We start from the raw sequence: 20903 nt of genomic DNA on the forward strand, positions 1-20903 counted from the left end.
TTCTGATGCCGGCGGTGGGGTGGGTCGCCCTACACTGGCGGTATTGAAACGAGGGTTGCTCAAGGAGCCTATCCTCACGCCAGGAGGACGAACCGTGAAAGATTATAGCGAGAATTTCGTAGGTTTGGATGCGGCCAAAGATCGGCATGCAGTTGCGATTGCCGAGAACGGGCGCGACGGTGAGGTTCGCTATCTGGGTGAAATATCCTCTGACAACGCGTCGGTAGGCCGGCTCGTCCGCAAGCTCGCGCGGCCAGGTTTACGTTTAAGATTTTGCTATGAGGCTGGGCCGACGGGATATGGACTGAGCGAGAGATCGAAGCGCTTGGCCATGAATGTGCTGTCATTGCCCCGTCCCTGATTCCACACAAGCCTGGCGATCGGATCAAAACAAACCGCCGGGATGCCGAGAAGCTTGCCCGGTTGTTCCGCGCCGGTGAACTGACGGAGATCTGGACCCCGGACGCAGCGCATGAGGCAATGCGTGACTTGATCCGTGCGCGGGAGGCGGCGGTGAAGGGTCGGAACCGCAAACGACAGGAGATCCGATCCTTTCTGTTGCGACACGGCAAGATTTTTCCCGGCTTGAAAGCCTGGGGAACGAAGTACTTTAAGTGGATGCACGGGCTCAGCTTAGCGTATTCGGGCCAGCAAACTGTCCTGCAGGAGTTGATCGTCGCGGAGTCGCAGTGCCGGGAAAGAGTATTGCGTTTGGAAAAGGCGATCGAAGACAGCATGCTCGATTGGCCACTTACACCGGTGGTCGAACGTTTGCAGGCTTTGCGCGGGGTCCGGCTCATTTGCGCAGCGACCTTCATGGTTGAGGTCGGTGACGTCCGTCGCTTTACGAACCCGCGGCAGTTAATGGCCTATCTCGGCCTTGTACCTTCGGAACGCTCGACCGGTGATGCCGTACGCCGGGTTGGCATCACCAAGACCGGAAACGCCAGAGTGCGCCGGGTTTTGGCTGAGACCGCATGGACTTACCGCTATCCGGCCAAGTTGGGAAAACGAAAGTACTTCGCAAGCCAGCACATGCCTGAGGTCGTGCGAGAGATTGCATGGAAGGCCCAAGCACGTTTGACCAAGCGTTACCGTGCCCTCGTTGCTCGCGGCAAGCGCAGCACCGTGGCGGTGACCGCGGTCGCTCGCGAGCTTGCTGCCTTCATGTGGGCCATCGCGAGAATAGACGATCAGCTGGCGGCGACCTGACCTATGGTTATCGTTATCGTGTCTATCGGTGGGGACGTGGCGTTGAATGGGGAATTCCCGGCAACGCTTTGTGGCCGGCAATGCCGACGCCCGTTGTAAGAGAGGACCAGCCCCGGACGAATACATGGACTTGCGGTACCCAATCCGCGCATCAGAGCTTGTTCACCTACGTCCCAGGCCACGTCTCCTCCGATAGGCACTTCAGTGATGAGAACCGACCGGGAAATCGGCGCGGGTAAATTGACGCGCGATTAGGTCTTGCAAAAGGACATCAGACAACCCTTGCTTCGGGATCTGGATAGCTGTGCGAAGAAGCCTCCGGCTTGGACGGAGGTTTGGGATGGGATTGGACAGCAAAAAGGACGTCCATTTAAACGGCTCATCGGCGGGGTCGGTGAGTCGGCTGGAAGGCGCCACGTGCGTTCGGAAGCTGAGAGAGCTCGGATCGTCGCCGAGAGTCTGTTACCCGGTGCGCAGGTGTCCGAGGTGGCGCGCAAGCACGCTGCGACACGCTGGCAGATCTACGATTGGCTACGGCGGTTTCGACCGCTACGCATGTTGCCGCCGTGCGAGGCGTCCCCGCCAGTCCCTGATCGACCGAAGCTTTCCGTCGTAGCAAAAAACGATCGTTTTCAAAAGCTGCAGGTCTTTTTTCAAGGTGCCGAGGCAACGGCGCTGCTTGCATCCGACTTTGCTAAATCGTAGTTCGACGCGCTATTCGGGTTGGATCGTAGGTGCGACGGCGGGATGGCTTGGTGGACGAGATCGAAACGGAAGTTTGCGGGGCGAGTGATCGCTCTCCTTTACCTGTTCTGCGTGCTTGTGCCCGGTACAGCCTCGCCGTTCGGACCGGACCGGCGCCTTGCTTGGATGAGTTACAAGTTGTGGACGTCATCCATGTCTATGATCATGCGTCGACGAGGACACGTCCCATGGACTCGCGTCTTTATGCCGATACTCAACACCGACACGTGGCCAAGAGTGCGGACGCTGTGGCTAGGCACGCCAACGACGATCTTCCTCGGAAGAGCGGCCGGGGCCTTGCTGTCCGATGACGGGGGTTGGGACGAGATCGCGACGGATGGGGAATCCGCCGATATAGCTTAGACGCGCGGTTGACCACGTCAGGAAGGATCGGCCATGATCGTCATGCCCTACGACTACTATTTGATCGCATGGTTTGTACTCGCTCTCGGGTCGACGACCTATGTCGCCTACGATCAGTTCACTGGCAACCCCGAGCCGACGGTAATGAAGTGGGGCTTTATTCTTGTCACCCTGTACATGGGACCATTCGGACTACTTCTATATGTGCTCGCTGACAAGGAGCCGCGTCCGGGCGAACATGAGAGGTTCACCTCTCCGCTCTGGAAGCAGGGCGTCGGCAGTACGATTCATTGCGTCGCTGGCGACGCCACAGGCATCATTCTTGCCGCGGTTGTCACTGCTTCTCTTGGGCTCCCAATGTGGATCGACCTGTTGGTGGAGTATGTCGCAGGCTTCTCGTTCGGCCTGCTGATCTTCCAGTCACTTTTCATGAAGCGGATGATGGGAGGCTCCTACTGGGACAACGTCAAGAAGAGCTTCATGCCCGAGTTCATCAGCATGAACGCCATGATGGCGGGCATGGCGCCAACCATGAGCCTCTTGATGATGGGGCGCGACATGCGCGCCATGGATCCATTTGAGTTCGTCTTCTGGGGCGTAATGTCGCTCGGCGTGATGGTCGGCTTCGCCACGGCTTATCCGTGCAATGTCTGGATGGTGAAGAAGGGTATCAAGCACGGTTTGATGACCGAGCCGCCACACTCTCATGAACAACAAAAGCATGCCGAGCACGGGCGTCAGAGCGAGCATGACGACCCCGGGCACCGCGCCGGACATCCGATGAACAGTGAGGCGACGAGGGCACAGATCACCGCACTCGGTCTCGTCACGTCGTTCCTTCTGCTCACCGGCATGGTGTTCCCCGGCTTTTGGGTTAACTTGCACCTGAGCACACGCGACGTCGGGGCCTCCATCATGCCGCCCGGTATGCTCAACACCTACGATCTGCCGGCCGAGGCGATGAAGGACATGGCCGCGGTGATGCCCCGCGATGTGAGTTACCGGGCCGCCGCAGATGCCCGCGGAGATCGGGTGCTGCAGCCGCGGATCGAAAACGGCATCAAGATATTCGACATCGAAGCATCAATCATCCGCTGGAACATCCTGCCGGAGGTCGCCGTGGATGCCTACGCTTACAACCGCCAGGTACCCGGGCCGCGGCTCGAGCTGACCGAAGGCGACCACGTTCGGATCAATTTCCACAATGCCCTCCCCGAGAGCACCACCGTGCACTGGCACGGATTGATCGTACCCAACGAAATGGATGGGCCGGCCAAGGTCACGCAGCCGCCGATCCCGCCCGGTGGCTTCTATACCTATGAATACACGGTCGGACAGTCAGGGACGTACTTCTATCACAGCCACGATCATCCAGACCGGCAACAGGCGCTGGGCCTATACGGTGCCCTCATCATCGCCCCCAAGGACCCAACCCAGGAGGTGAAGTCCGACTTCGATTACACGATCCAGCTCCAGGAGTGGCTCAAACGGGAACGGTTGACTTATCCGGCCATGTTGATGGAAGGCGGCATGCCGAACTACTTCACGATCAACGGTAAGGCCTATCCTGCCACGGACAGGGTACCGATGAAAGTCGGTCAGTCCATCAAGATCCGCTTTATTGGTACCAATAATAACTTCGTTCATCCGATGCACATCCATGGCGGGCCCTTCGAAGTCGTTGCCGTTGACGGCGTCACTCTTGCGCAGGGGGTGCGCTATCAGACTGACACCGTCAACGTGGGACCCGGACAGCGGTATGACGTGATCTGGACCGCGCGAAAGCCAGGGAAATGGCTGGTCCATTGCCATATTCCTCACCACACGGCGAACAACAACGTGGAGCAGGAGGGGGGCGGAGGGTTAATGCTGGTTCTCGATGTACGCTGAAGCGCCTAGAACCGCCCGATGTCCAATGACGTTCGTGCGCTCGTCAACGGAAAGCATCGTCCTAGGCTCAGCATAACTGGATATTCTCGATTTTGATGTACAAGGGGCATCAATGAATCCCAAGATTGAACGGCCGTTGTCGCCGTATACGACGATCTATCGTCCGCCGACGGCGATGAAGGCGTCGATTACCCATCGTCTAACGGCAATCGTAATGTACTTCGGCGGCATGCCGCTTCTGACTTGGTATTTGCTTTCTGTCGCGATGGGACCGAATAGCTACCGACAATTCGAGTCCTTTGCCGGCAGCTGGTTTGGCACGTTCGTGCTGTTCAGCCTGACGTGGTGTGTGTGCCAACATCTCGCGTCGGGATTGCGTCACCTGATCCTGGATCTCGGATTTGGATTCGAGAATCGGACGTCGCGCCGGTCGGCCATCGCGACCTTTGCATTCTCGCTCACAATGACCGTTGTTCTGTGGACCTGGACTACGCTGGCCTAACAAGAGACGGCTCGTGCGGCAGCCACTGGAGTTGATCAAGATGCCAGATTTAAGAGAGAAGTATGGGCTGCTGATCGGCAATAACAGCGTTGGCGGAATAGCTCGATTGATTCTTAGCATAACGGTATTCTGCTTGGCTTTCAGCTCACTGTTCTGGTGGCTTCGACACTAGATGATTAGTCCTAGACTGTGATGGTGTATTCTTATCGCACGCGCGGGTCATGCGAGCAGGACGTTCCGATAGGTGCGCCGCTTTAACAGGCTGTGAAGAAGTCTCTGGCGAGATGGCGTTGGACACGCGCGGACGCTACGGAGCGCACCCGGCCGTCACTCGCAGGCAAAAGCTACGGAGCTTCCTTCACCCCCGTAGCAACGATCTGCACCGGCGCAAAAGATGGTACAACCTGCTCTGATGTCCGTGCTTGTCGACGCCAGGTAAACACCAGGCTGGCCGCTACTCCGTTGCGGCGCGCAACCTCAGTCACCTTCGCGCCCGGCACCAACGTCTCCTCGATAATCCGCGCCTTGTCGTCCTGCGACCAGCGCTGCCGCCGCTCTAGCCCGCCCAAAACCTCGACCCGCATCGCCTGATGACCTTAAAGCTAGACTTAAGGCCACACGCTTCGCGAATTGCCACCCGTCACGCAAAACGGCCCCCGTCGGATGCGTAGTGCGCCAGTGAAACTGGCGAAGGATAGTCGATGAAAGTTCGATACAGGAAAGGAGTACGGCGCTCCCGAAAACCAACCTCCCGCAACTGTCCGCGATTTAGCGGAATCCCTGTCCCGGAATTACTGAAATCGCTGTCCGCGAATTAGCGAAATTGCTGTCCGGAAATTGCCGAAACACGCATCCTGCTCGACAACGACTACCTGCCTGGCGATCTCGAACGGCAGATCGGCGCCTTCATCGAACACTACAACCACGTCCGCTATCATGAGAGCATCGACAATCTGACGCCCGCCGACGTCTACTTCGGCAGAGCCGAGACGATCTGACTGAGCGTCGGCGCATCAAACGCCAGACCATTGCAAACCGTCGCTTGCAGCATCGACTGCAGGCCGCTTAAACTCTAACCCCAGATGAGCCAGAGCCTCCCTTCGCCTAACGCCTGATCAGTCTCAAATCATCTGACGACGGACAGTCCGTCGATAACTGGGGAGCAAGCAGCGCTTCACAGGATCAAGGGGTTCCCCAGATCAGCTCGGGCTGAACTGGTACGAAGACCACGTCACGAGAACTGCGAGCAGACAGTAGCTGCAAGCGAGAACAGGCGATTACCACTCACTTGCGGTGAAGCTTGAGCCTTCAGGCTTTGATGCCTGGATAGCCGTATCAGAGGCTGAAAATTCCCGGTCACCTGACAAGTCGAGCAGTCAGCCCAAACGCGCTGTCTGCTATTTATCTCGCGACTGCAATCGAGAACTGACAAAAGACCAGAGCAGTCTCAGATGCGCCGCGCAAAACCTACCTAACGAAGCAAGGTGGGTGTGGGCGTTTGTACGAAAGAGTACGGGATCCGAGAGGAGCCACATGACCACCACGCTACCAGTAACGGCAAGACCGTGCCCAACAGCGTCCGTAACAGATAGCCCTTGATCCAGAGCAATGGGATCGCAAATAGTACTCCAAACAGGGAGCTATGGGGGATTTTGGGTGACGAGGTGATCAGGCGGCGTGGCTTGCCGGCATTTGGATGACCTCGATGCCGTCGTTGAATCTGACACCTGCGATGACCTTCGGCAACTGATTTGTGCCTCTGAGCCGTCGCCAGGTCTTTGATGCGGCGATCACCAGCTTGAACACCATCAGCCTGGCGGTGGTCGGCGACAACGAGCCCTTGGTGCGCACCGTCCGGTGCCGCACGGTGGCGAACACGCTTTCGATGGGATTGGTGGTGCGCAAGTGATCCCAATGCTCGGCAGGAAGGTCGTAGAAGGCCAGCAGCGCGTCGCGATCCTTGACCAGGCATTCGACCGCCCGGCCGTACTTGGCGCGGTAGTTCTCGGCGAAGACGTCGATCGCCGCTTCGGCGGACGCCCGGTTCGGCGCCCAGTAGACCTCGCGCAGATCCTTCTTCATTGTGGCCTGTACCGAGAGCGGGACCTTGTCCAGGACGTTCACGGTCTTGTGCACCCAGCATCGCTGGTTTTGGCGCTCCTCTTTCATCAGCGTGGATCACTGTCAATGTCAAAGCTGGATACCGCGACTGCTTGCCTATCGGTGGCAGAATACGGATTTTACGATATCGGATTTCAAGAACAGCCTGGTCTGGATTGCCCTTGCTATCCTGGACTTCGATCCGGTGGAGACCTTTGACCACGACCTCGTCCATTATCGTTGCAACGGTATGATCGCCATCACCTGCGAGGCGATTGACACAGGTCCTTACCAAGAAATGCGTTCCAACCTCTTGGGCGGCGCAGAACAATTCATAAATATCGGCCTCACGATCACCGATATGGATGCACTGGGATGGCTCCTCGAACAGCTCCGTGGATTGCTTGAGGTTCTCCAGCCACCGAATGCTCTCCTTGGTTTCAATGGGGATCCGTGTCAGGTTGACCTCGCGCCTGAGCGCAGCGACCCCTCTGAATTTCTTTCTGGTCCAAAACTTCACGGCGCTGAGCCCCAGTGGAAGCCCCTCGAGGGTCACCGCAAGGCTCGAATGCATCAATATTCCGCACGTCGTGTACGTTTGGGGGGGTTCCGTCCAGTCTTCGGGAGTTGCTTTTGGGGATGCGCTTAATCATCCCGATCAGATCCGGACGCTCCCGTTGGTAGGTGAATTCGGTCGTATCATGCAGGACAAGAACAGGTCCTTTCGCGGCCGCGATACGTTCCCGCGTCGATTTAAAATGACCAGACAGGATGTCGGCCTCGCTTACTCGTTCATTGGAGAAGAAACGATAGGCCGCCTTGGTGTTCGCCCAGTCTTGGCAAACCATCGGACCAATCTGCTTCAGCAGCATGCGAAATCTCTCGCCAAGTCGGGCATCTTGAAACTCGCACAGCGCAGCTTCACGGTCAAACCAGGTCACCGCGTCAGACGTCAACCGATGCGCCTTTTCATCCCGGGCGCGTGAAGCCAGTCCCATAGAGCACCTCTTCTCGAATCAGGTGCCCATCAAAGAATCACAAGCGATTCTGGCGACTCAAGTTTTTCGGCTCAGTGCACCCCGAAAAATGTAGGTAATCGTAAGCCCCGTCGGATGCGTACCGTCTTCACGCGATCGCCCGGCTTCCTCGGGATAAGCGACGGCGCAACCACAGTGCATTCATGGCCGAGCGACCGGATCAGGCGATAAAGGCCATAGCCAGTCGGACCGGCCTCGTAACAGAAATGCACACCACCAAACCGGCTGGCGATCCGTTCAACGACCCGGCGCATGCCGATCGCCGACGCGTCGACCTCACCGAAGAAGCGAACCTCTCCTTCCCGGCCTGTTTCCGCGATCGCGATGGCGTTTTTCAGCTTTGCGACGTCGATTCCGACAAATGCTTCCCTATAATCTGCCAGAGCTATGCGGGAAAGTGGGTGATGACCTGAGATAGGCGGCGTATCGAGGCGGGTGTCGAGCCTGCCAGAACCTCTCAAGGAGAGCGATACGCCATGAATGAGACTAGCAACATTGTCCCGCTTCGTCAGCCCGACGAGATCGACACCCGACGAGATCGATGATCCACTGACCAATGTCCTGCGCGCTGGTGCGCGGCAGCTTCTGGCGCAGGCTGTCGAGGCCGAAGTCGAGACATTTCTTGCCACGGTGAAGGACTTGAAGCTTGCCGACGGGCGCGCCCGTGTCGTGCGGCATGGTTACGGCCCGGCGCGAACGATCCAGACCGGCATCGGCCCTGTCGATGTCGCGCGGGCGAAGATTCGCGACCGCGGGGCGGCCGGCGATGGCGAGCGGATCCGGTTCAGCTCGGCGATCCTGCCGCTGTGGGCACGGCGGACCAGAAGTCTGGATGCGCTGTTGCCGGTTCTGTACCTGCGCGGCATCTCGACCGGCGATTTCCAGGAGGCGCTGACGGCCTTGCTGGGCAAGGACGCGCCGAACCTGTCGCCCGCGGTGATTTCCCGGCTGACGGCCGAGTGGCAAGGCGAGTACGAACGCTGGCAGAGGCGCGATCTGTCGGCGCGGCGATACGTGTACGTGTGGGCCGATGGCGTCTTCCTGCAGGCCCGCATGGAAGACCATGCATGCTGGTGCTGATCGGCGCGACGCCGGAAGGCAAGAAGGAACTGGTCGGCTTTCAGGTCGGCGTGCGGGAGAGCGCGCAGAGCTGGCGCGAGCTCCTGATCGACGTCAAGCAGCGCGGGTTGCAGATCGCCCCGGAAATTGCCGTCGGCGACGGCGCGCTCGGCTTCTGGAAGGCGCTCGACGAGATCTTTCCCGGCACGCGGCACCAGCGATGCTGGGTGCACAAGACCGTGAACGTCCTGGACAAGGTCCCGCTCTCGGTACAGGCCACAATGAAGAAGGATCTGCGCGAGGTCTACTGGGCGCCGAACCGGGCGTCCGCCGAAGCGGCGATCGACGTCTTCGCCGAGAACTACCGCGCCAAGTACGGCCGGGCGGTCGAATGCCTGGTCAAGGATCGCGACGCGCTGCTGGCCTTCTACGACCTTCCTGCCGAGCATTGGGATCACTTGCGCACCACCAATCCCATCGAAAGCGTGTTCGCCACCGTGCGGCACCGGACGGTGCGCACCAAGGGCTCGTTGTCGCCGACCACCGCCAGGCTGATGGTGTTCAAGCTGGTGATCGCCGCATCAAAGACCTGGCGACGGCTCAGAGGCACAAATCAGTTGCCGAAGGTCATCGCAGGTGTCAGATTCAACGACGGCATCGAGGTCATCCAAATGCCGGCAAGCCACGCCGCCTGATCACCTCGTCACCCAAAATCCCCCATAGCTCAATCTGCCACGGCTCGTCCTCCTGTAATGAGGATCGGCTCGGTACGCCCGAGCAACCCTCGGACGCGCAGTGTAGGGCGAGCCACCTCATCGGCAGACACGGACATACGGCCTTACGCATGAACCGCACGATCAAGGAAGCGACCGTCCAACGCTACCATTAGGATCGACACGATCAGCTCGAAGCTCACCTTGCCGACTTCATCACCGCCTACAATTACGCTCGGCGGCTGAAGACCCTGAAGGGCCTCACACCCTACGAATACATCTGCAAATGCTGGACTTCCCAGCCAGAACGATTCAAACTCAATCCGCTCCAGCAAATGCCAGGACTAAACACCTAGGCGTTCCTTCGATATACCGATGGGGACCAGCCAACCGCACGTTTGAAAGCCATACTAAAATGTGATTGATCGGCGAAGCCGCAGATCATTGCGATGTGCGTCAATGACAAGTTGGTCGTCGCCAACAACTCCTGGCTGCGACGAATGCGTGTTTCCATCAAATATCGATGCGGCGTGAGCTGAAATGATGCCTTGAACCGCTTAATAAAGACGGTGCGACTGAGTCCGGCCAGCTTCGCAAGATCGTTCAGCAGTATTTCCGAAGAGAGGTGATCATGGATGTATTCGGTCACCAATCGAGCCTGCTTCGTTGTCAGGCGCTCGCTTGCTTGTATGCCGGTGGTTAGCTTTGTAGCTCCATGCTTCGAAAGCACATCGATCGCCAGCGCGCGTGAAAGATACTCGATTTTTAGGCTCGAATGCTCCCTCGGTTCAGAGAGTGCGTAATTCAGTGAGTCCAACAGCAGACTCATGGACGGATCCTCAAACCCGAACGCCGAAACGACTTCAAAGCTCTTGGGGTCGCGATCAAATACTTCGCTTGCAACCTCGGCCAAGATCTCGGCCTTCAGAAATACATGAAGTCCGTAGATCTCATTCTGTCTTCTCACTCCAATGGGGGTCTCCGGCGCGAGCAGCAGGACCCGTCGGCTCGGACAGACAAGCCGCTGCTTCTGCCGGCCCAAACTCAAAGACACGTCCACCAAACTGTGCGACATGGCGATCCAAACATCGGGTGTGGCCCGATGGGCTATTTCGTAACCATGTGGCAGCCCTCTCGCGAAACTAGCGTTGATGTTCGGCCACCCCAAGGTTTCGCTTGTCCTCAAAATAGATAGTTCCGAGCCGACGTTAAGCACCGTTTGGTCTGTCCGGTAAGACGTATTCATTGGTCGCATCGCTCTTCGTTACCGGGGCCCATAGTAGTACCGGTTTATGGTAGTCACTCTGGACACCGTCTTCATAGCTAAGTTGCCGTGAGCAAAATCGCTGTCAGGAAACTGATTGTGACTTTCCGGGGATCAAGGTAGCGCGGCCGGCCGGGAGGCACGTTGCCCTAGATCAAATTCCTCCCAGCGCCGCCGCATCTGCGGTTCCACGGCCATGGCTTTGAGGGACGCTTTCGACCGGGAACGGTGGGGCCGCCGCGCCGCCGACGGCTGGCATGTGGTAGTGCGCATCGGAGCGAGGGAATTTCGCGTCTGGTCTGAAGTGCCGCCGGCTGTAGGTCCTAGGCGCCGAAATCGGGCGGCTCACCAGAGTCATTTCTTGATCACGATCTCGCTCTACAAACCCGCTCCCTTGACGATCGCGTCTGAGAAGGAGCGAGCGACCAGGCACGGGCCGCAACCAGTCGTCGCACGAAATCCGCGAGCTCGGCGCGCTTGGCCTAATCGCATTCGGCGTCGCCAACTGGAAGGCGAGTCCGCGTTCCCGGCAAGCCGGCCGGAACCACGAACAGTGCGACCCGCGTCTCCGCCTCATCTGCCCTGGCCCACACCACATACCATTTCAGGATCGGCACTCCGGTCGAATAAATCTTCGTACCCGCCAGCCGGTCTCAGTGCGACGCGCGATCGTTGCCGGCAGACTGCCGCGCGACGGCGAGCCGAGTTCGGGCTCGACGCGCAACGCGTTGATCAGCGCCACGCCCTCGACCGTCTCCTTGGCGAGCTTGCGCGAGAGACGTGCAGGCCAACGCGTGCTCCGCACCATCACCAGATGCTGGATGTAATGCATCGACAGCACGAGCGCCGTCGAGGGATCGGCTCGGCCGATGATGCCAAGCACGCGCGCGGTATCGCGGGCGCCCGCCCCCACCCCGCCGAGCGCCGCCGGCACGGTGAGGGCCAGCAGGCCTTCACGCGAAAGGTCGGCAAAAATCTTAAACGGAAAGCTGGCATCGCGGTCGTGAGACGGAGCACGCGCGGCAAACACCTCGGCAAGCCGCAAGGCGCGCACAACGTGCTCAGGCGCACTTGGGTGAGAGACCTCCCTTGCAGCCGTATGTCGCCTCCAGCTCGAGCAGGCTGAGGATCCGCTTGCGCAGCTCGGCAAAATAGAATGCGGCGCGATATCACCATCGTCAATGAAATGGAATTTCGAATGTTGCGCGCGCAAGAGGCGTTATCTCTACGATCGCATCGCGCGACGATACACGATTTTCGCGAAGATCGGCGCTCGCGCACGCTGGCGCAATTGCGCGCCTGAGGTTCGATGCTTCGTATCGTCCCAGAATGACAAGTACTCAATTCACCTCGAACCGGATCGGCAGCTTCTTCGGGCCGTTGACAAAATAGGCCTGCGTCATCTTCACCTCGCCGTCGAGCGACAGCGACTTCAGGTGCGGCAGCAGTTCCTCGAACAGGATGCGCATCTCGAGCTTGGCGAGGTACTGGCCGAGGCAGAGATGCGCGCCATAGCCGAACGCGACATGGCGATTGGGTTTGCGATCGCTGCGGAAGCGATCGGGGTCCTCGAACACCTCCTCGTCGCGATTGCCGGAGGCGTAGCACAGCATCAGCCAATCGCCCTTGGCGATCTTGCGGCCGCCGAGCTCGGTATCCGCGGTGGCCGAGCGCATGAAATGCTTGACCGGCGTCATCCAGCGGATCGACTCGTCGACCAGGCCCGGGATCAACTCCGGGTTGGCCTTCACCTTGGCGAATTCCGCGGGGTCCCTGGCCAGCGCCCAGATCGCGCCGGCGGTCGAGGATGAGGTGGTGTCGTGGCCCGCCGTCGCGACGATCATGTAATAGCTGGTCTGATCGTGCTCCGGCATGTACTCGCCGCCGATCTTCGCGTTGGCGATGACGGTGGCGAGATCGTCGCGCGGGTGCTGGCGGCGATCCTCGGTGATCTTGCGGAAGTAGGCGGAGAAGTCGGCGATGATCGCCTGCAGCATCGCCGAGACCTGCTCTGCGCTCAGCGCGTCGCGGACGCGCGCGGTGTCGGGATCCTGCGGGCCGAACAGCTCCTGCGTCAGCTTGAGCATGCGCGGCTCGTCCGCCTCGGGCACGCCGAGGATCTCCATGATGACGTGCAGCGGATAGCCGAGCGCGACGTCCTCGACGAAGTCGCAGGCGCCGCCCCTCGCGAGCATGCGCTGCACCGTGGCGCGCGCGATCTCGCGAATGCGGCCTTCGAACTTGCCGAGGTTGGCCGGCATGAACCAGCCTTGCGTCAGCGCGCGATATTTCGGGTGGTCTGGCGCGTCCATCTGCACCAGCGAGCGCACAAGATTGGGGCCGCCGGTGATCTTGCGCACCCGCTCGTCGAGCGCCTGGTTCGTCAGCGTGGTCGAGCGGTCGGCGTTGTGGAACAACTCGTTCTGCCGGCTGATCGCCTGGATGTGAGCATGCTTGGTCACCACTCAGAACGGATCGAACTGGTCCGGCCGCGCGATGCCGAGCGGGTTGTTGGCGCGCAGCCAGCGATAGCTGTCGTGGATGCGGTCGTCCGCATAGGCGACGGGATCGACGAGGGTGGCCGCGATGTCGGCGGGAATGTCGAGATCGCCATTCGCTGTCCTATCCATGCGGTCTTCGGGATTTACTGTCACGTTTTCACCTGCGGTCGTCTCTGTCATACTCAGCTCCCCCTCACTTGGCGGACATCACGTCCTGTTCGCGTTTCACTCAGCGGAACTGCACGCCTTCGAACTGGCCATTGCTGCGCCAGCCGTCGATATATTCGAAGTAGGCCAGCGCACCGGCGGGATGGCCGACATTGAGCCTCGCGGCCGGGCCCGGCTCGCGGCCCTCGTTGTTGTAGTAGCCGGGCGTACAATCGGGCCCGCCGATCATCCGGCCGACGCCGGTCAGCAGCAGCTCGACCCAGCGATCCTCGGCTTCCCTGCTGACCTCGATTTCCTTGAAGCCGTTGTCCTGCGCGTGGCCGACCATCAGGGCGATGGTCCGCGCCGCTTCGGTCAGATTGTGCGGCACGTTGGAGATCAGATTGGCGCCCTGGGTCGGCTGCACGAAGAACACGTTGGGGAAACCGTGCACGTGGATGCCGTGCTTGGTGCGCATGCCCTCGGCCCAATGCTCCGACAGCTTGACGCCATCGCGGCCGGTCAGATCGAAGCCCGCGCGCCGCTTGTATTCGGTACCGACCTCGAATCCCGACGCATAGATGATGCAGTCGAGCGTGTATTCCTTGCCCGCAACGACGATCCCGTTCTCAGTAATCTCCTGGACGCCCTTGCCGTCGGTATCGACCAGATGCGTGCCCGGCGTGTTGAAGGCCTGGAGATAGGCGTCGTGGAAGCATGGCCGCTTGCAGAGCTGGCCGTACCAGGCCTTGAGGTTTTTCGCCGTCTCGGGATCGGCTACGATGGCGTCGACCCGGTTGCGGATTTCCTCCATCTTCTCGAAGTCGGAATCCTCGAAGGCGGCCCGCATGTTTTCCAGGGTCCGCTGCTCGCGCGGCAGCAGCATGACCTTGGCGCGAATCCGCTTCGACAGGTCGGTCCAGCCGTCCTGCACCAGATCCTCCTCGGCCGATCCACCGGCCTGGTTGGCGGTGAAATTCTCCAGCCAGCGCTGTTGCCAGCCCGGCGTCGCGATCTCGGCAAACCAGTCGGGATCGATCGGGCCGTTGCCGCGCACGTCGACCGACGACGGCGTGCGCTGGAACACGTAGAGCTCCTTGCAGGCGCGCGCGAGATGCGGGATGCACTGCACCGACGTCGCGCCGGTGCCGATGATACCGACGCGCTTGTCGGCAAGCTTATTCATCAAGGCGCCCCTGGGATCGCCGCCGGTGTAGTCGTAATCCCAACGGCTGGTGTGGAACGAGTGGCCCTTGAAGCGCTCGATGCCGGGAATGCCGGGCAGCTTCGGCACGTGCAGCGGACCGGTGCCGATGCCGACATATTGCGCGGTGAAGGCGTCGCCTCGCGTGGTGCGGATGATCCAGCGCGATTGCGCGGCGTCCCAATCGAGGCTCGTCACCTCGGTGTGGAACAGCGCATTGTCGTAGAGATTGAACTGCCGGCCGATCCGCTGGCAATGCGCCAGGATTTCGGGCGCATGCGCGTATTTCTCCGTCGGCATGTGGCCGGTCTCTTCGAGCAGCGGCATGTAGACCATCGACGCGGTGTCGCATTGCGCGCCGGGATATCGGTTCCAGTACCATGTGCCGCCGAAATCGCCGCCCTTCTCGACAATGCGGACATCCTTGACGCCGGCCTCGGTCAGCCGCGCCGCGGTGGCGAGCCCGGCAAAGCCGCCGCCGATGAAGGCGAAGGTGACGTGATCAGTCTTCGGCGCGCGCTCAACGACCGGCGTGTAGGGATCGTCGAGATAATGCGCGAGCTGGTCCCTGATCTGGAGATACTGGTCGTTGCCGTCAGGACGCAGCCGCTTGTTGCGCTCCTCCTGATACTTCAGGCGCAGCCGCTCCTTGTCGATTGCAGCGGGCTTGAAGTCTTTGAGTTGGTCGGTCATCGTCATCCAAAGGCGTCCTTATCTAGCAAATCAGCGGATGAGGTTGGTCACAGCGATCACAGTGCGAAAGAGTGGCCGCCGTTGACCGGAATGGTCTGGCCGGTGACAAAGCCCAAGGGCGGCATCCCACGACAGCGTCACCACCATCGAGGTGAGCGGTGGAGTTGACGCGCGCACTGACGGAGCGGACGCGTCCGACTCGCGCGGGCGATCCTGTGTGCAGTCACCATCTGTACCTGGCCCCAGCAATGCCGCGATTGCCGTAGCTGCTGCCGAAGTTGCCGAGGCTCGTGGAGGCGGCGACCTCGCCATAGAGGGAGTATTTGTTGTCCCCCCAATCATAGGTCCCGCCCAACCCGAGCTCCCCGGTCGAGGAGGCGTTGCGGCTGACAAACCACGTCTCGGCCACGCTCACCCGGGTCCCCCCCAGGAACTCGGCATAGAGATTGGCGATGCCATAGAGCTTGAGGCGTTCGGCGTTGCCATGCGTGTCCTTCCACGCCTTCTCCCAGCCGGCCGAGATGCCGAACCGGGCACGGAGGCTGTCGCCCTTGTCGGGCGAGACCCTCGCCCCGAACCGGTCGGTAAAGCCATCGAATGTCACGGAGGAATAGATCAGCTGCGCCTGCGGCGTGACCGTCCAGCTCCTGGCGATGTGCAGGTCTTGGCCCATCTCGAGCGAGAACGCGTAACCGAAGCCGGTGTTGTTGTGGGCGATGAGGCCGGCCTGATCGGACCACAGATTGCTGTTGAACCAGGTCGCCCGTCCCTGGGCATCGACATAGAAGCCATGGCGGCCATACCAGGTCAGGGTCGGACCGATGCCATAGGCATCGGCATTGATGGAGCCGTCGGCGTGCGGCGAGACCAGCCTGGCGCTGGCATTGCCGTACTGGCCAGTCACGCCGAGGATCAGGCGATCGCCAAAGGTGGATTCATAAAGAAGCCCATCGACGCCTGCCTGAACCTGCCATTGGTCCACGTCGCGGTTCACGCTCGCCGTCGAGAGGGCTGGCTGGACATGATCATGGCGTCCCTCCGTGCGGAGCCAGAAGCCACCCCCCTCGATGGTGGGATCCTTCTCGCAACCGAACGGACGGGCCGTCCGATCGGAGGCGTCGGCCGCGTCTCTTCTTTCCCGGTCGTCGCACCAGTAACGATTGCCCACCCGCTGCTGCAGCGTTGGCAGGCCAATCAGGCCGAGCAGCACCTGCGGATAGGCCTCAGCCACCGGCACTGTCGGCTGGTAGAGGGGCTGGTACGCCGCTGCTGGAGGCACTGTCGGCGCGGGAGGCACTGTCGGCGCGGGAGGCACTGTCGGCGGCGTGGGAGGCGGGACTGGCTGGGGGGGGCGGGACTGGATTGGGCGGAACGAGTTGCGAGCGCAGGTACCAGTTGCCATCCGCCGCACTGCCGCCGACGCCACCGTGGAAAAGCGTGTAGCCATAGGCCCCGGCGACCACGGCCGGCCGGCCGTCCTTGGTCGTGTACTGCCCGTTGAGCACAAAGACGTCGGGCGCGGACGCGTTTTTGTTCAGGACATCGACGAGCATGATGCCGTTGCCTAGCGTCGGCGCGCCCGCGCCGCCGGCGTTGGCGACGCTGATCCGGGTCGCGCCGCCGGAGCCAAGGCGCGTCGAGTCCACAACGAGCACGTCGCTCAGGCTCTGAGGGCCACCGGCGTTCAGGACGGTGTCTAGTCTCAGACCGCCGCCGTCGGAGATGAAGACGCCGCCGCCGTCAGTACCGGGACGTGTGCCGCCGGTAATCACGAGCGCGTCGCCGGCGATCGGGCGCCCCGCCCCGGTGTCGGCCCCCTGGAGCGTGATGATCCCGCGGTTGTCGAACGTCCTGACGCCCAGCAGCTGCCCCTGGGCAACGCCGTTGGTGGGCGTCGGCAGCAGGCTGCCGGCCGGCTGGTAGGCCCCGGTATTGTCGACGCTCTGCGGCCGGTCGACATAGAGCAGCCGCAGGACGCCATTGGCGTTGTTGTTGAAGTCGCCATTGATCTGCGAGACGGCGACATGCTGCACGCCGTTGACATAGTCGCGCGTGTCGAAGGAATTGGGCGAGTTGTTGTTGAAGACGTTGTTGCTGCCCAGCAGCGTGACGTAGCCGATGATGGTGCCGTTATTGTTGATGACGGTGGTGCCGGAATGGCTGAGGATGGCCAGGTCGCTGGCACCGCTGATCTGCCCGCCCGCCTGGTTGTTGATGATTGTCCCGTTGGTGGCGCGCACATCGACCACGGCGGCGGTCAGGCTCGAGGTCGTCGCGTTGCCGGAATTGTTGACGGTCGCCCGTAACGCGCCGTCGACCTGAATGGCGCTGCCGGCGGTGCCCGTGGTGGCGCCGGCGGTGGTGATGGTCACGGTGCCGGCGGGGGCGCTGCCGCGAATGCCGGTGGCACCGGTGACGGTGCCGTTGGATGTGACGACGACGTTGCCGCGGTTCGAGACGGCGTTGATGCCGACACCCCGTTGCGAGACGATCGTTGTCCCGGCGCCTGCCGTGACCACGGCATTGCCGGTGCCGGCGGTGGTGGCGTTGAGGCCGTTGCCGCCCGTGCCCGTGGCCGTCACGGAGCCGACCGTCAGGGTGATGGTGGCGTCCTTCGCGTTCGCCGCATTGGTGATGGTGGCGAAGGCGCCGTGGCCGTTGCTTCCCTGCGCGCTGACGGTCCCGCCCGAGATCGTCACCAGCGCCGCGCCGAGGCCGGGCGTCTGAGCAACAAGGCCGCTGCCGCCCCTGGACGTCACGCTGCCTCCCGACAGCGTCACCCGCGCCGCGCCTGTCGATTGGGAATCCAGGATAAGAGCGTAAAGGCCGTTGGCCCCGGCGTTCTGCGTGGCCACCGTTCCAGCGGACATGTCGATAATAGCATCCCCGCCCCGCCCCCAATTCTCGGACAATGCGCCATGACTCAAGCTTGTGATTGTTCCACCCAGAATATAAATTGACGTATCGCTATGATTCGCTGGGTTGAGTTGGAGACCTGCATCATTCGTGGCCCACAATCCCAGCTCCGGTTGGTAGGGGTTGTTCGAGATGAGCGTGCCGTTTCGGAAATAGATCGTTGCCGCGCCCGTGCCGTCGTTGGCCACATGAATCCCACGCCCGACGCCAGGCCCGGTACCGCCGATCGACTGCACGTTCCTGACATCGACCACTAAAGGGGCCGGCGTAGAATCCATGAGAAATATCTCAGGCATTTTATAATGAAAATCCCTCGGAGCGTCAGGTCCCACCACCATTTGGGGGTTGTCGAGAACGAGCGTGAATCCATTCGGGAACTGTGGACGTACCCTCCAGGACGGCGTCGGCGCTGGCGGCGTTGCGCCAGACGGATAATAAATTGGAAACTGCCAAGCCACGCCATACCAAATGCCCGATGAATAGCTTGTCCCACGGCAAGTGATTGAACTTCCCGACGGTGTGCCGCATTCGTTATTTGCCAGTGCCGGCCCGCTGATTGCGGACAGTAAGGCGCCGCCGACCATTCCTGTCGCGGCCCGAACGAGCCACTCCCGCATTTTCCCGTCGTTACATGTCACTTTACGCATCCGCGCCTCTACCAATTTCATTCGAGTTACTGGCGCGGGAGGTACTGTGCGCCGTCACCATCTGTACCTGGCTCCAGCGACGCCCGATAGCCGCAGGCTGCTGCGGAGGCTCGTGGAGGCAGCATCCTCATGTGACCGCTGTCGTGGAGATGCGACTGCTGTAACGTCGAGCACACCCTCATTCAGGATGCCTTGATAATCGGTCAGTCTTGTTTGAAATCGGTCACCATTTCGGACCACGCGGTTCTGGCGGCGCGTCCCGGCCCCCTCCGTCGGGCGCACAGATCGGCGATGCCGGCCTCAGTAGAACGGCGCTTCATCCAAGCTCTGCCATTCAACGTGTTATCTGCGTCGCCGCCTGTAGGTTGAGGGTGTCGCTTCCAGAGCCAGCTCCAAGACCGTCGATAAATGGGCGCAGTCGGAGAAGCTGCAACTAAGTGCGATCTGAGCAGAAACTGCGGACAGGTGTTGATCTCCGCGGCATCTGCGGCGGCGCACAGCTCACAGTCGCTGATCCGGCAATCCAAGCGAATCCACGAATTGAACCAGCCCGGCTCGCACGCGCGGGCCGTCATGCGAAGGGTGACGAGCCGTGGGCAGAGCGAGCAGCTGATTAAGGACCGCGAGACTACTCGCCGAGATGGTTACCGGATGCCTATGGGGCCATCGTAGTGGTCGCGCGCTGCAGGAATTGCGGGGAGTGGTGACGCGGTTCGCGGGGTTCGCGCGGGGCCGGACGTTCGGACGGATCGCGGCCAAGTTTGGATTGCAGCTCGACGAGGTCGGTGAAGACGTCGGCCTGACGGCGCAGTTCGTCGGCGATCATCGGCGGCTGGCTGGCGATGGTGGAGATCACGGTGACGCGGACGCCTCGGCTCTGCACCGCCTCGACCAGTGAGCGGAAGTCGCCGTCGCCGGAGAATAGAATCATCTGATCAATGTGCTCGGCAAGTTCCATGGCATCGACCGCGAGCTCGATGTCCATGTTGCCCTTCACCTTGCGACGGCCGCTGGCGTCGATGAACTCCTTGGTCGCCTTCGTGACGACCGTATAGCCGTTGTAGTCGAGCCAGTCGATCAACGGGCGGATCGACGAATACTCCTGATCCTCGATGATCGCCGTGTAATAGAAGGCGCGGAGCAAAATGCCGCGACCTTGGAATTCCTTGAGAAGACGTTTGTAATCGATGTCGAAGCCGAGCGTCTTCGCAGTAGCGAAAAGATTGGCTCCGTCGATGAAGAGCGCGATCTTGTTGGAAACAGATGACGGCATCAAAGTGGTCTCACGGGTTTCTCGCGATTTTAGCGGAGCGAGGGCGGACCGCGCGCCAATAATCGGTGTTTACGGGATCAGAAGATTGACCTGTCCTGCGGGAGCCGCGAACGTGCCTTAGTTCAAGGAAACCGCCACACTGCCATGGCGACCGAAAACTTGAGTCAAAGTAATTTCAACAACCCTCCTGCATAAACTCACTTGGTGAAATTTGCTGACATGTCGTGCTCTTACATGTCCGCGCCTGCAAGAAGCAAATGCCGTGCAAGGCGTGCATTAGTGAATTTCAATGAAAGTGCTATAATATACTTGAATCATCGGTCCGCATATTTCGAATTCGAACATTTCTTGTCCAAGGGACATCAAGGCCCTGAAGCGCGGCCTGCTGTTGCGCCAGTGCAACTGTCAGGATCGTTGGTCCTCCTTCTCAGGTCGCACGATGCCTCCGCAATCGCACGACAGCGCTGCTAACCAGCGGTCTGAGCAAGTCGCTCAAACTCGCTGTCTGCCATCAGGAACACCGGATAAACTGAAGGGACGGAATTGAGCGACGTGTTCGTCAGTGGAATCAACGCCACGGCCTGTCAGCACAGCTCCGATCGAGAGCACGCGAACCGAATTGTAGTGCGGATGGCCGT

Annotated in this window: 13 protein-coding genes and 7 pseudogenes; 8 read left to right on the forward strand and 12 right to left on the reverse strand. The window is 60.6% G+C overall.

Translation table 11 applies throughout. The annotated features are described in order from the left end of the window. Positions 1 to 94 precede the first annotated feature (94 nt). From ACVIHF_RS01045 to sdhC, 4 genes and pseudogenes are all read left to right on the forward strand, one after another. A pseudogene (locus ACVIHF_RS01045) lies at positions 95 to 1212 on the forward strand (IS110 family RNA-guided transposase). 477 nt (positions 1213 to 1689) lie between these two features. Then, positions 1690 to 1917, forward strand: a complete 228-nt coding sequence (locus tag ACVIHF_RS01050; protein WP_253610655.1) for a hypothetical protein — start codon at positions 1690 to 1692, stop codon at positions 1915 to 1917. Positions 1918 to 2352: 435 nt separating this feature from the next. After that, positions 2353 to 4209, forward strand: a complete 1857-nt coding sequence (locus ACVIHF_RS01055) for a DUF4396 domain-containing protein (protein ID WP_253610532.1) — start codon at positions 2353 to 2355, stop codon at positions 4207 to 4209. Between the two features lie 112 nt (positions 4210 to 4321). Further along, complete coding sequence (gene sdhC / locus ACVIHF_RS01060; RefSeq protein ID WP_253610533.1) at positions 4322 to 4711, forward strand: succinate dehydrogenase, cytochrome b556 subunit; 390 nt, start codon at positions 4322 to 4324, stop codon at positions 4709 to 4711. A gap of 344 nt (positions 4712 to 5055) precedes the next feature. Here sdhC and tnpA read toward each other — a convergent pair whose 3' ends face one another. Beyond that, on the reverse strand, positions 5056 to 5295 hold the full coding sequence (tnpA, locus tag ACVIHF_RS01065; RefSeq protein ID WP_253610534.1) for an IS66-like element accessory protein TnpA: 240 nt from the start codon (positions 5293 to 5295) through the stop codon (positions 5056 to 5058). Positions 5296 to 5553: 258 nt separating this feature from the next. Here tnpA and ACVIHF_RS01070 point away from each other — a divergent pair. Continuing rightward, positions 5554 to 5780 (forward strand): annotated as a pseudogene (locus tag ACVIHF_RS01070) (integrase core domain-containing protein); the annotation flags it as partial. Positions 5781 to 6379: 599 nt separating this feature from the next. Here the strand turns inward: ACVIHF_RS01070 and ACVIHF_RS01075 are convergent. The 3 genes and pseudogenes from ACVIHF_RS01075 to ACVIHF_RS01085 all read right to left on the reverse strand — a co-directional run. After that, positions 6380 to 6862 (reverse strand): annotated as a pseudogene (locus tag ACVIHF_RS01075) (transposase); the annotation flags it as partial. A gap of 389 nt (positions 6863 to 7251) precedes the next feature. After that, the gene (locus tag ACVIHF_RS01080; protein WP_456791464.1) at positions 7252 to 7809 is read right to left on the reverse strand and encodes an IS4/Tn5 family transposase DNA-binding protein; all 558 of its coding nucleotides are present in this window, start codon (positions 7807 to 7809) and stop codon (positions 7252 to 7254) included. Between the two features lie 122 nt (positions 7810 to 7931). Next, positions 7932 to 8231 (reverse strand): annotated as a pseudogene (locus ACVIHF_RS01085) (IS110 family transposase); the annotation flags it as partial. A gap of 97 nt (positions 8232 to 8328) precedes the next feature. On the opposite strand from ACVIHF_RS01085, the pseudogene ACVIHF_RS01090 reads away from it, so the two are divergent. Then, a pseudogene (locus ACVIHF_RS01090) lies at positions 8329 to 9602 on the forward strand (IS256 family transposase). Between the two features lie 146 nt (positions 9603 to 9748). Then, positions 9749 to 9976: pseudogene (locus ACVIHF_RS01095) on the forward strand (IS3 family transposase); the annotation flags it as partial. On the opposite strand, the gene ACVIHF_RS01100 reads toward ACVIHF_RS01095, so the two are convergent. After that, complete coding sequence (locus tag ACVIHF_RS01100; protein ID WP_253610536.1) at positions 9973 to 10866, reverse strand: helix-turn-helix transcriptional regulator; 894 nt, start codon at positions 10864 to 10866, stop codon at positions 9973 to 9975. The pseudogene ACVIHF_RS01095 and the gene ACVIHF_RS01100 overlap by 4 nt on opposite strands. Before the next feature lie 536 nt (positions 10867 to 11402). Beyond that, positions 11403 to 11938: pseudogene (locus tag ACVIHF_RS01105) on the reverse strand (acyl-CoA dehydrogenase family protein); the annotation flags it as partial. 102 nt (positions 11939 to 12040) lie between these two features. On the opposite strand from ACVIHF_RS01105, the gene ACVIHF_RS01110 reads away from it, so the two are divergent. Next, complete coding sequence (locus ACVIHF_RS01110; RefSeq protein ID WP_253610538.1) at positions 12041 to 12187, forward strand: hypothetical protein; 147 nt, start codon at positions 12041 to 12043, stop codon at positions 12185 to 12187. A 37-nt stretch (positions 12188 to 12224) separates the two neighbouring features. On the opposite strand, the gene ACVIHF_RS01115 is transcribed toward ACVIHF_RS01110, so the two are convergent. The 6 genes from ACVIHF_RS01115 to ACVIHF_RS01140 form a co-directional block, all read right to left on the reverse strand. Next, positions 12225 to 13271: a cytochrome P450 gene (locus ACVIHF_RS01115; RefSeq protein ID WP_375167200.1), complete on the reverse strand. Its 1047-nt coding sequence runs from the start codon at positions 13269 to 13271 to the stop codon at positions 12225 to 12227. A gap of 78 nt (positions 13272 to 13349) precedes the next feature. Next, the gene (locus tag ACVIHF_RS01120; RefSeq protein WP_253610542.1) at positions 13350 to 13514 is read right to left on the reverse strand and encodes a hypothetical protein; all 165 of its coding nucleotides are present in this window, start codon (positions 13512 to 13514) and stop codon (positions 13350 to 13352) included. A 100-nt stretch (positions 13515 to 13614) separates the two neighbouring features. Further along, positions 13615 to 15435 (reverse strand): flavin-containing monooxygenase, encoded by a 1821-nt coding sequence (locus ACVIHF_RS01125; RefSeq protein WP_253610543.1) that lies wholly within the window; start codon positions 15433 to 15435, stop codon positions 13615 to 13617. Positions 15436 to 15652: 217 nt separating this feature from the next. Then, the gene (locus tag ACVIHF_RS01130) at positions 15653 to 16744 is read right to left on the reverse strand and encodes an autotransporter family protein (RefSeq protein WP_456791465.1); all 1092 of its coding nucleotides are present in this window, start codon (positions 16742 to 16744) and stop codon (positions 15653 to 15655) included. After that, entirely contained in the window at positions 16653 to 18623 is a 1971-nt protein-coding gene (locus ACVIHF_RS01135; RefSeq protein WP_456791466.1) for a hypothetical protein, read from the reverse strand. The genes ACVIHF_RS01130 and ACVIHF_RS01135 overlap by 92 nt, the downstream gene beginning before the upstream one ends. 1024 nt (positions 18624 to 19647) lie before the next feature. Further along, positions 19648 to 20265, reverse strand: coding sequence for a LabA-like NYN domain-containing protein (locus ACVIHF_RS01140; protein WP_253610546.1), 618 nt, complete (start codon positions 20263 to 20265; stop codon positions 19648 to 19650). Positions 20266 to 20903: the final 638 nt, after the last annotated feature.

It is taken from the genome of Bradyrhizobium sp. USDA 4506, from assembly GCF_054058795.1.

What these genes read in the sequence shown, in the direction of transcription:
- ACVIHF_RS01110 (WP_253610538.1), top strand. Translation starts at nt 12,041, where the DNA reads ATGCGGCGCGATATCACCATCGTCAATGAAATGGAATTTCGAATGTTG.
- ACVIHF_RS01100 (WP_253610536.1), bottom strand. Translation starts at nt 10,866, where the DNA reads ATGAATACGTCTTACCGGACAGACCAAACGGTGCTTAACGTCGGCTCG.
- tnpA (WP_253610534.1), bottom strand. Translation starts at nt 5,295, where the DNA reads ATGCGGGTCGAGGTTTTGGGCGGGCTAGAGCGGCGGCAGCGCTGGTCG.
- ACVIHF_RS01125 (WP_253610543.1), bottom strand. Translation starts at nt 15,435, where the DNA reads ATGACGATGACCGACCAACTCAAAGACTTCAAGCCCGCTGCAATCGAC.
- sdhC (WP_253610533.1), top strand. Translation starts at nt 4,322, where the DNA reads ATGAATCCCAAGATTGAACGGCCGTTGTCGCCGTATACGACGATCTAT.
- ACVIHF_RS01080 (WP_456791464.1), bottom strand. Translation starts at nt 7,809, where the DNA reads ATGGGACTGGCTTCACGCGCCCGGGATGAAAAGGCGCATCGGTTGACG.
- ACVIHF_RS01120 (WP_253610542.1), bottom strand. Translation starts at nt 13,514, where the DNA reads ATGGATAGGACAGCGAATGGCGATCTCGACATTCCCGCCGACATCGCG.
- ACVIHF_RS01135 (WP_456791466.1), bottom strand. Translation starts at nt 18,623, where the DNA reads ATGGATTCTACGCCGGCCCCTTTAGTGGTCGATGTCAGGAACGTGCAG.
- ACVIHF_RS01140 (WP_253610546.1), bottom strand. Translation starts at nt 20,265, where the DNA reads ATGCCGTCATCTGTTTCCAACAAGATCGCGCTCTTCATCGACGGAGCC.
- ACVIHF_RS01055 (WP_253610532.1), top strand. Translation starts at nt 2,353, where the DNA reads ATGATCGTCATGCCCTACGACTACTATTTGATCGCATGGTTTGTACTC.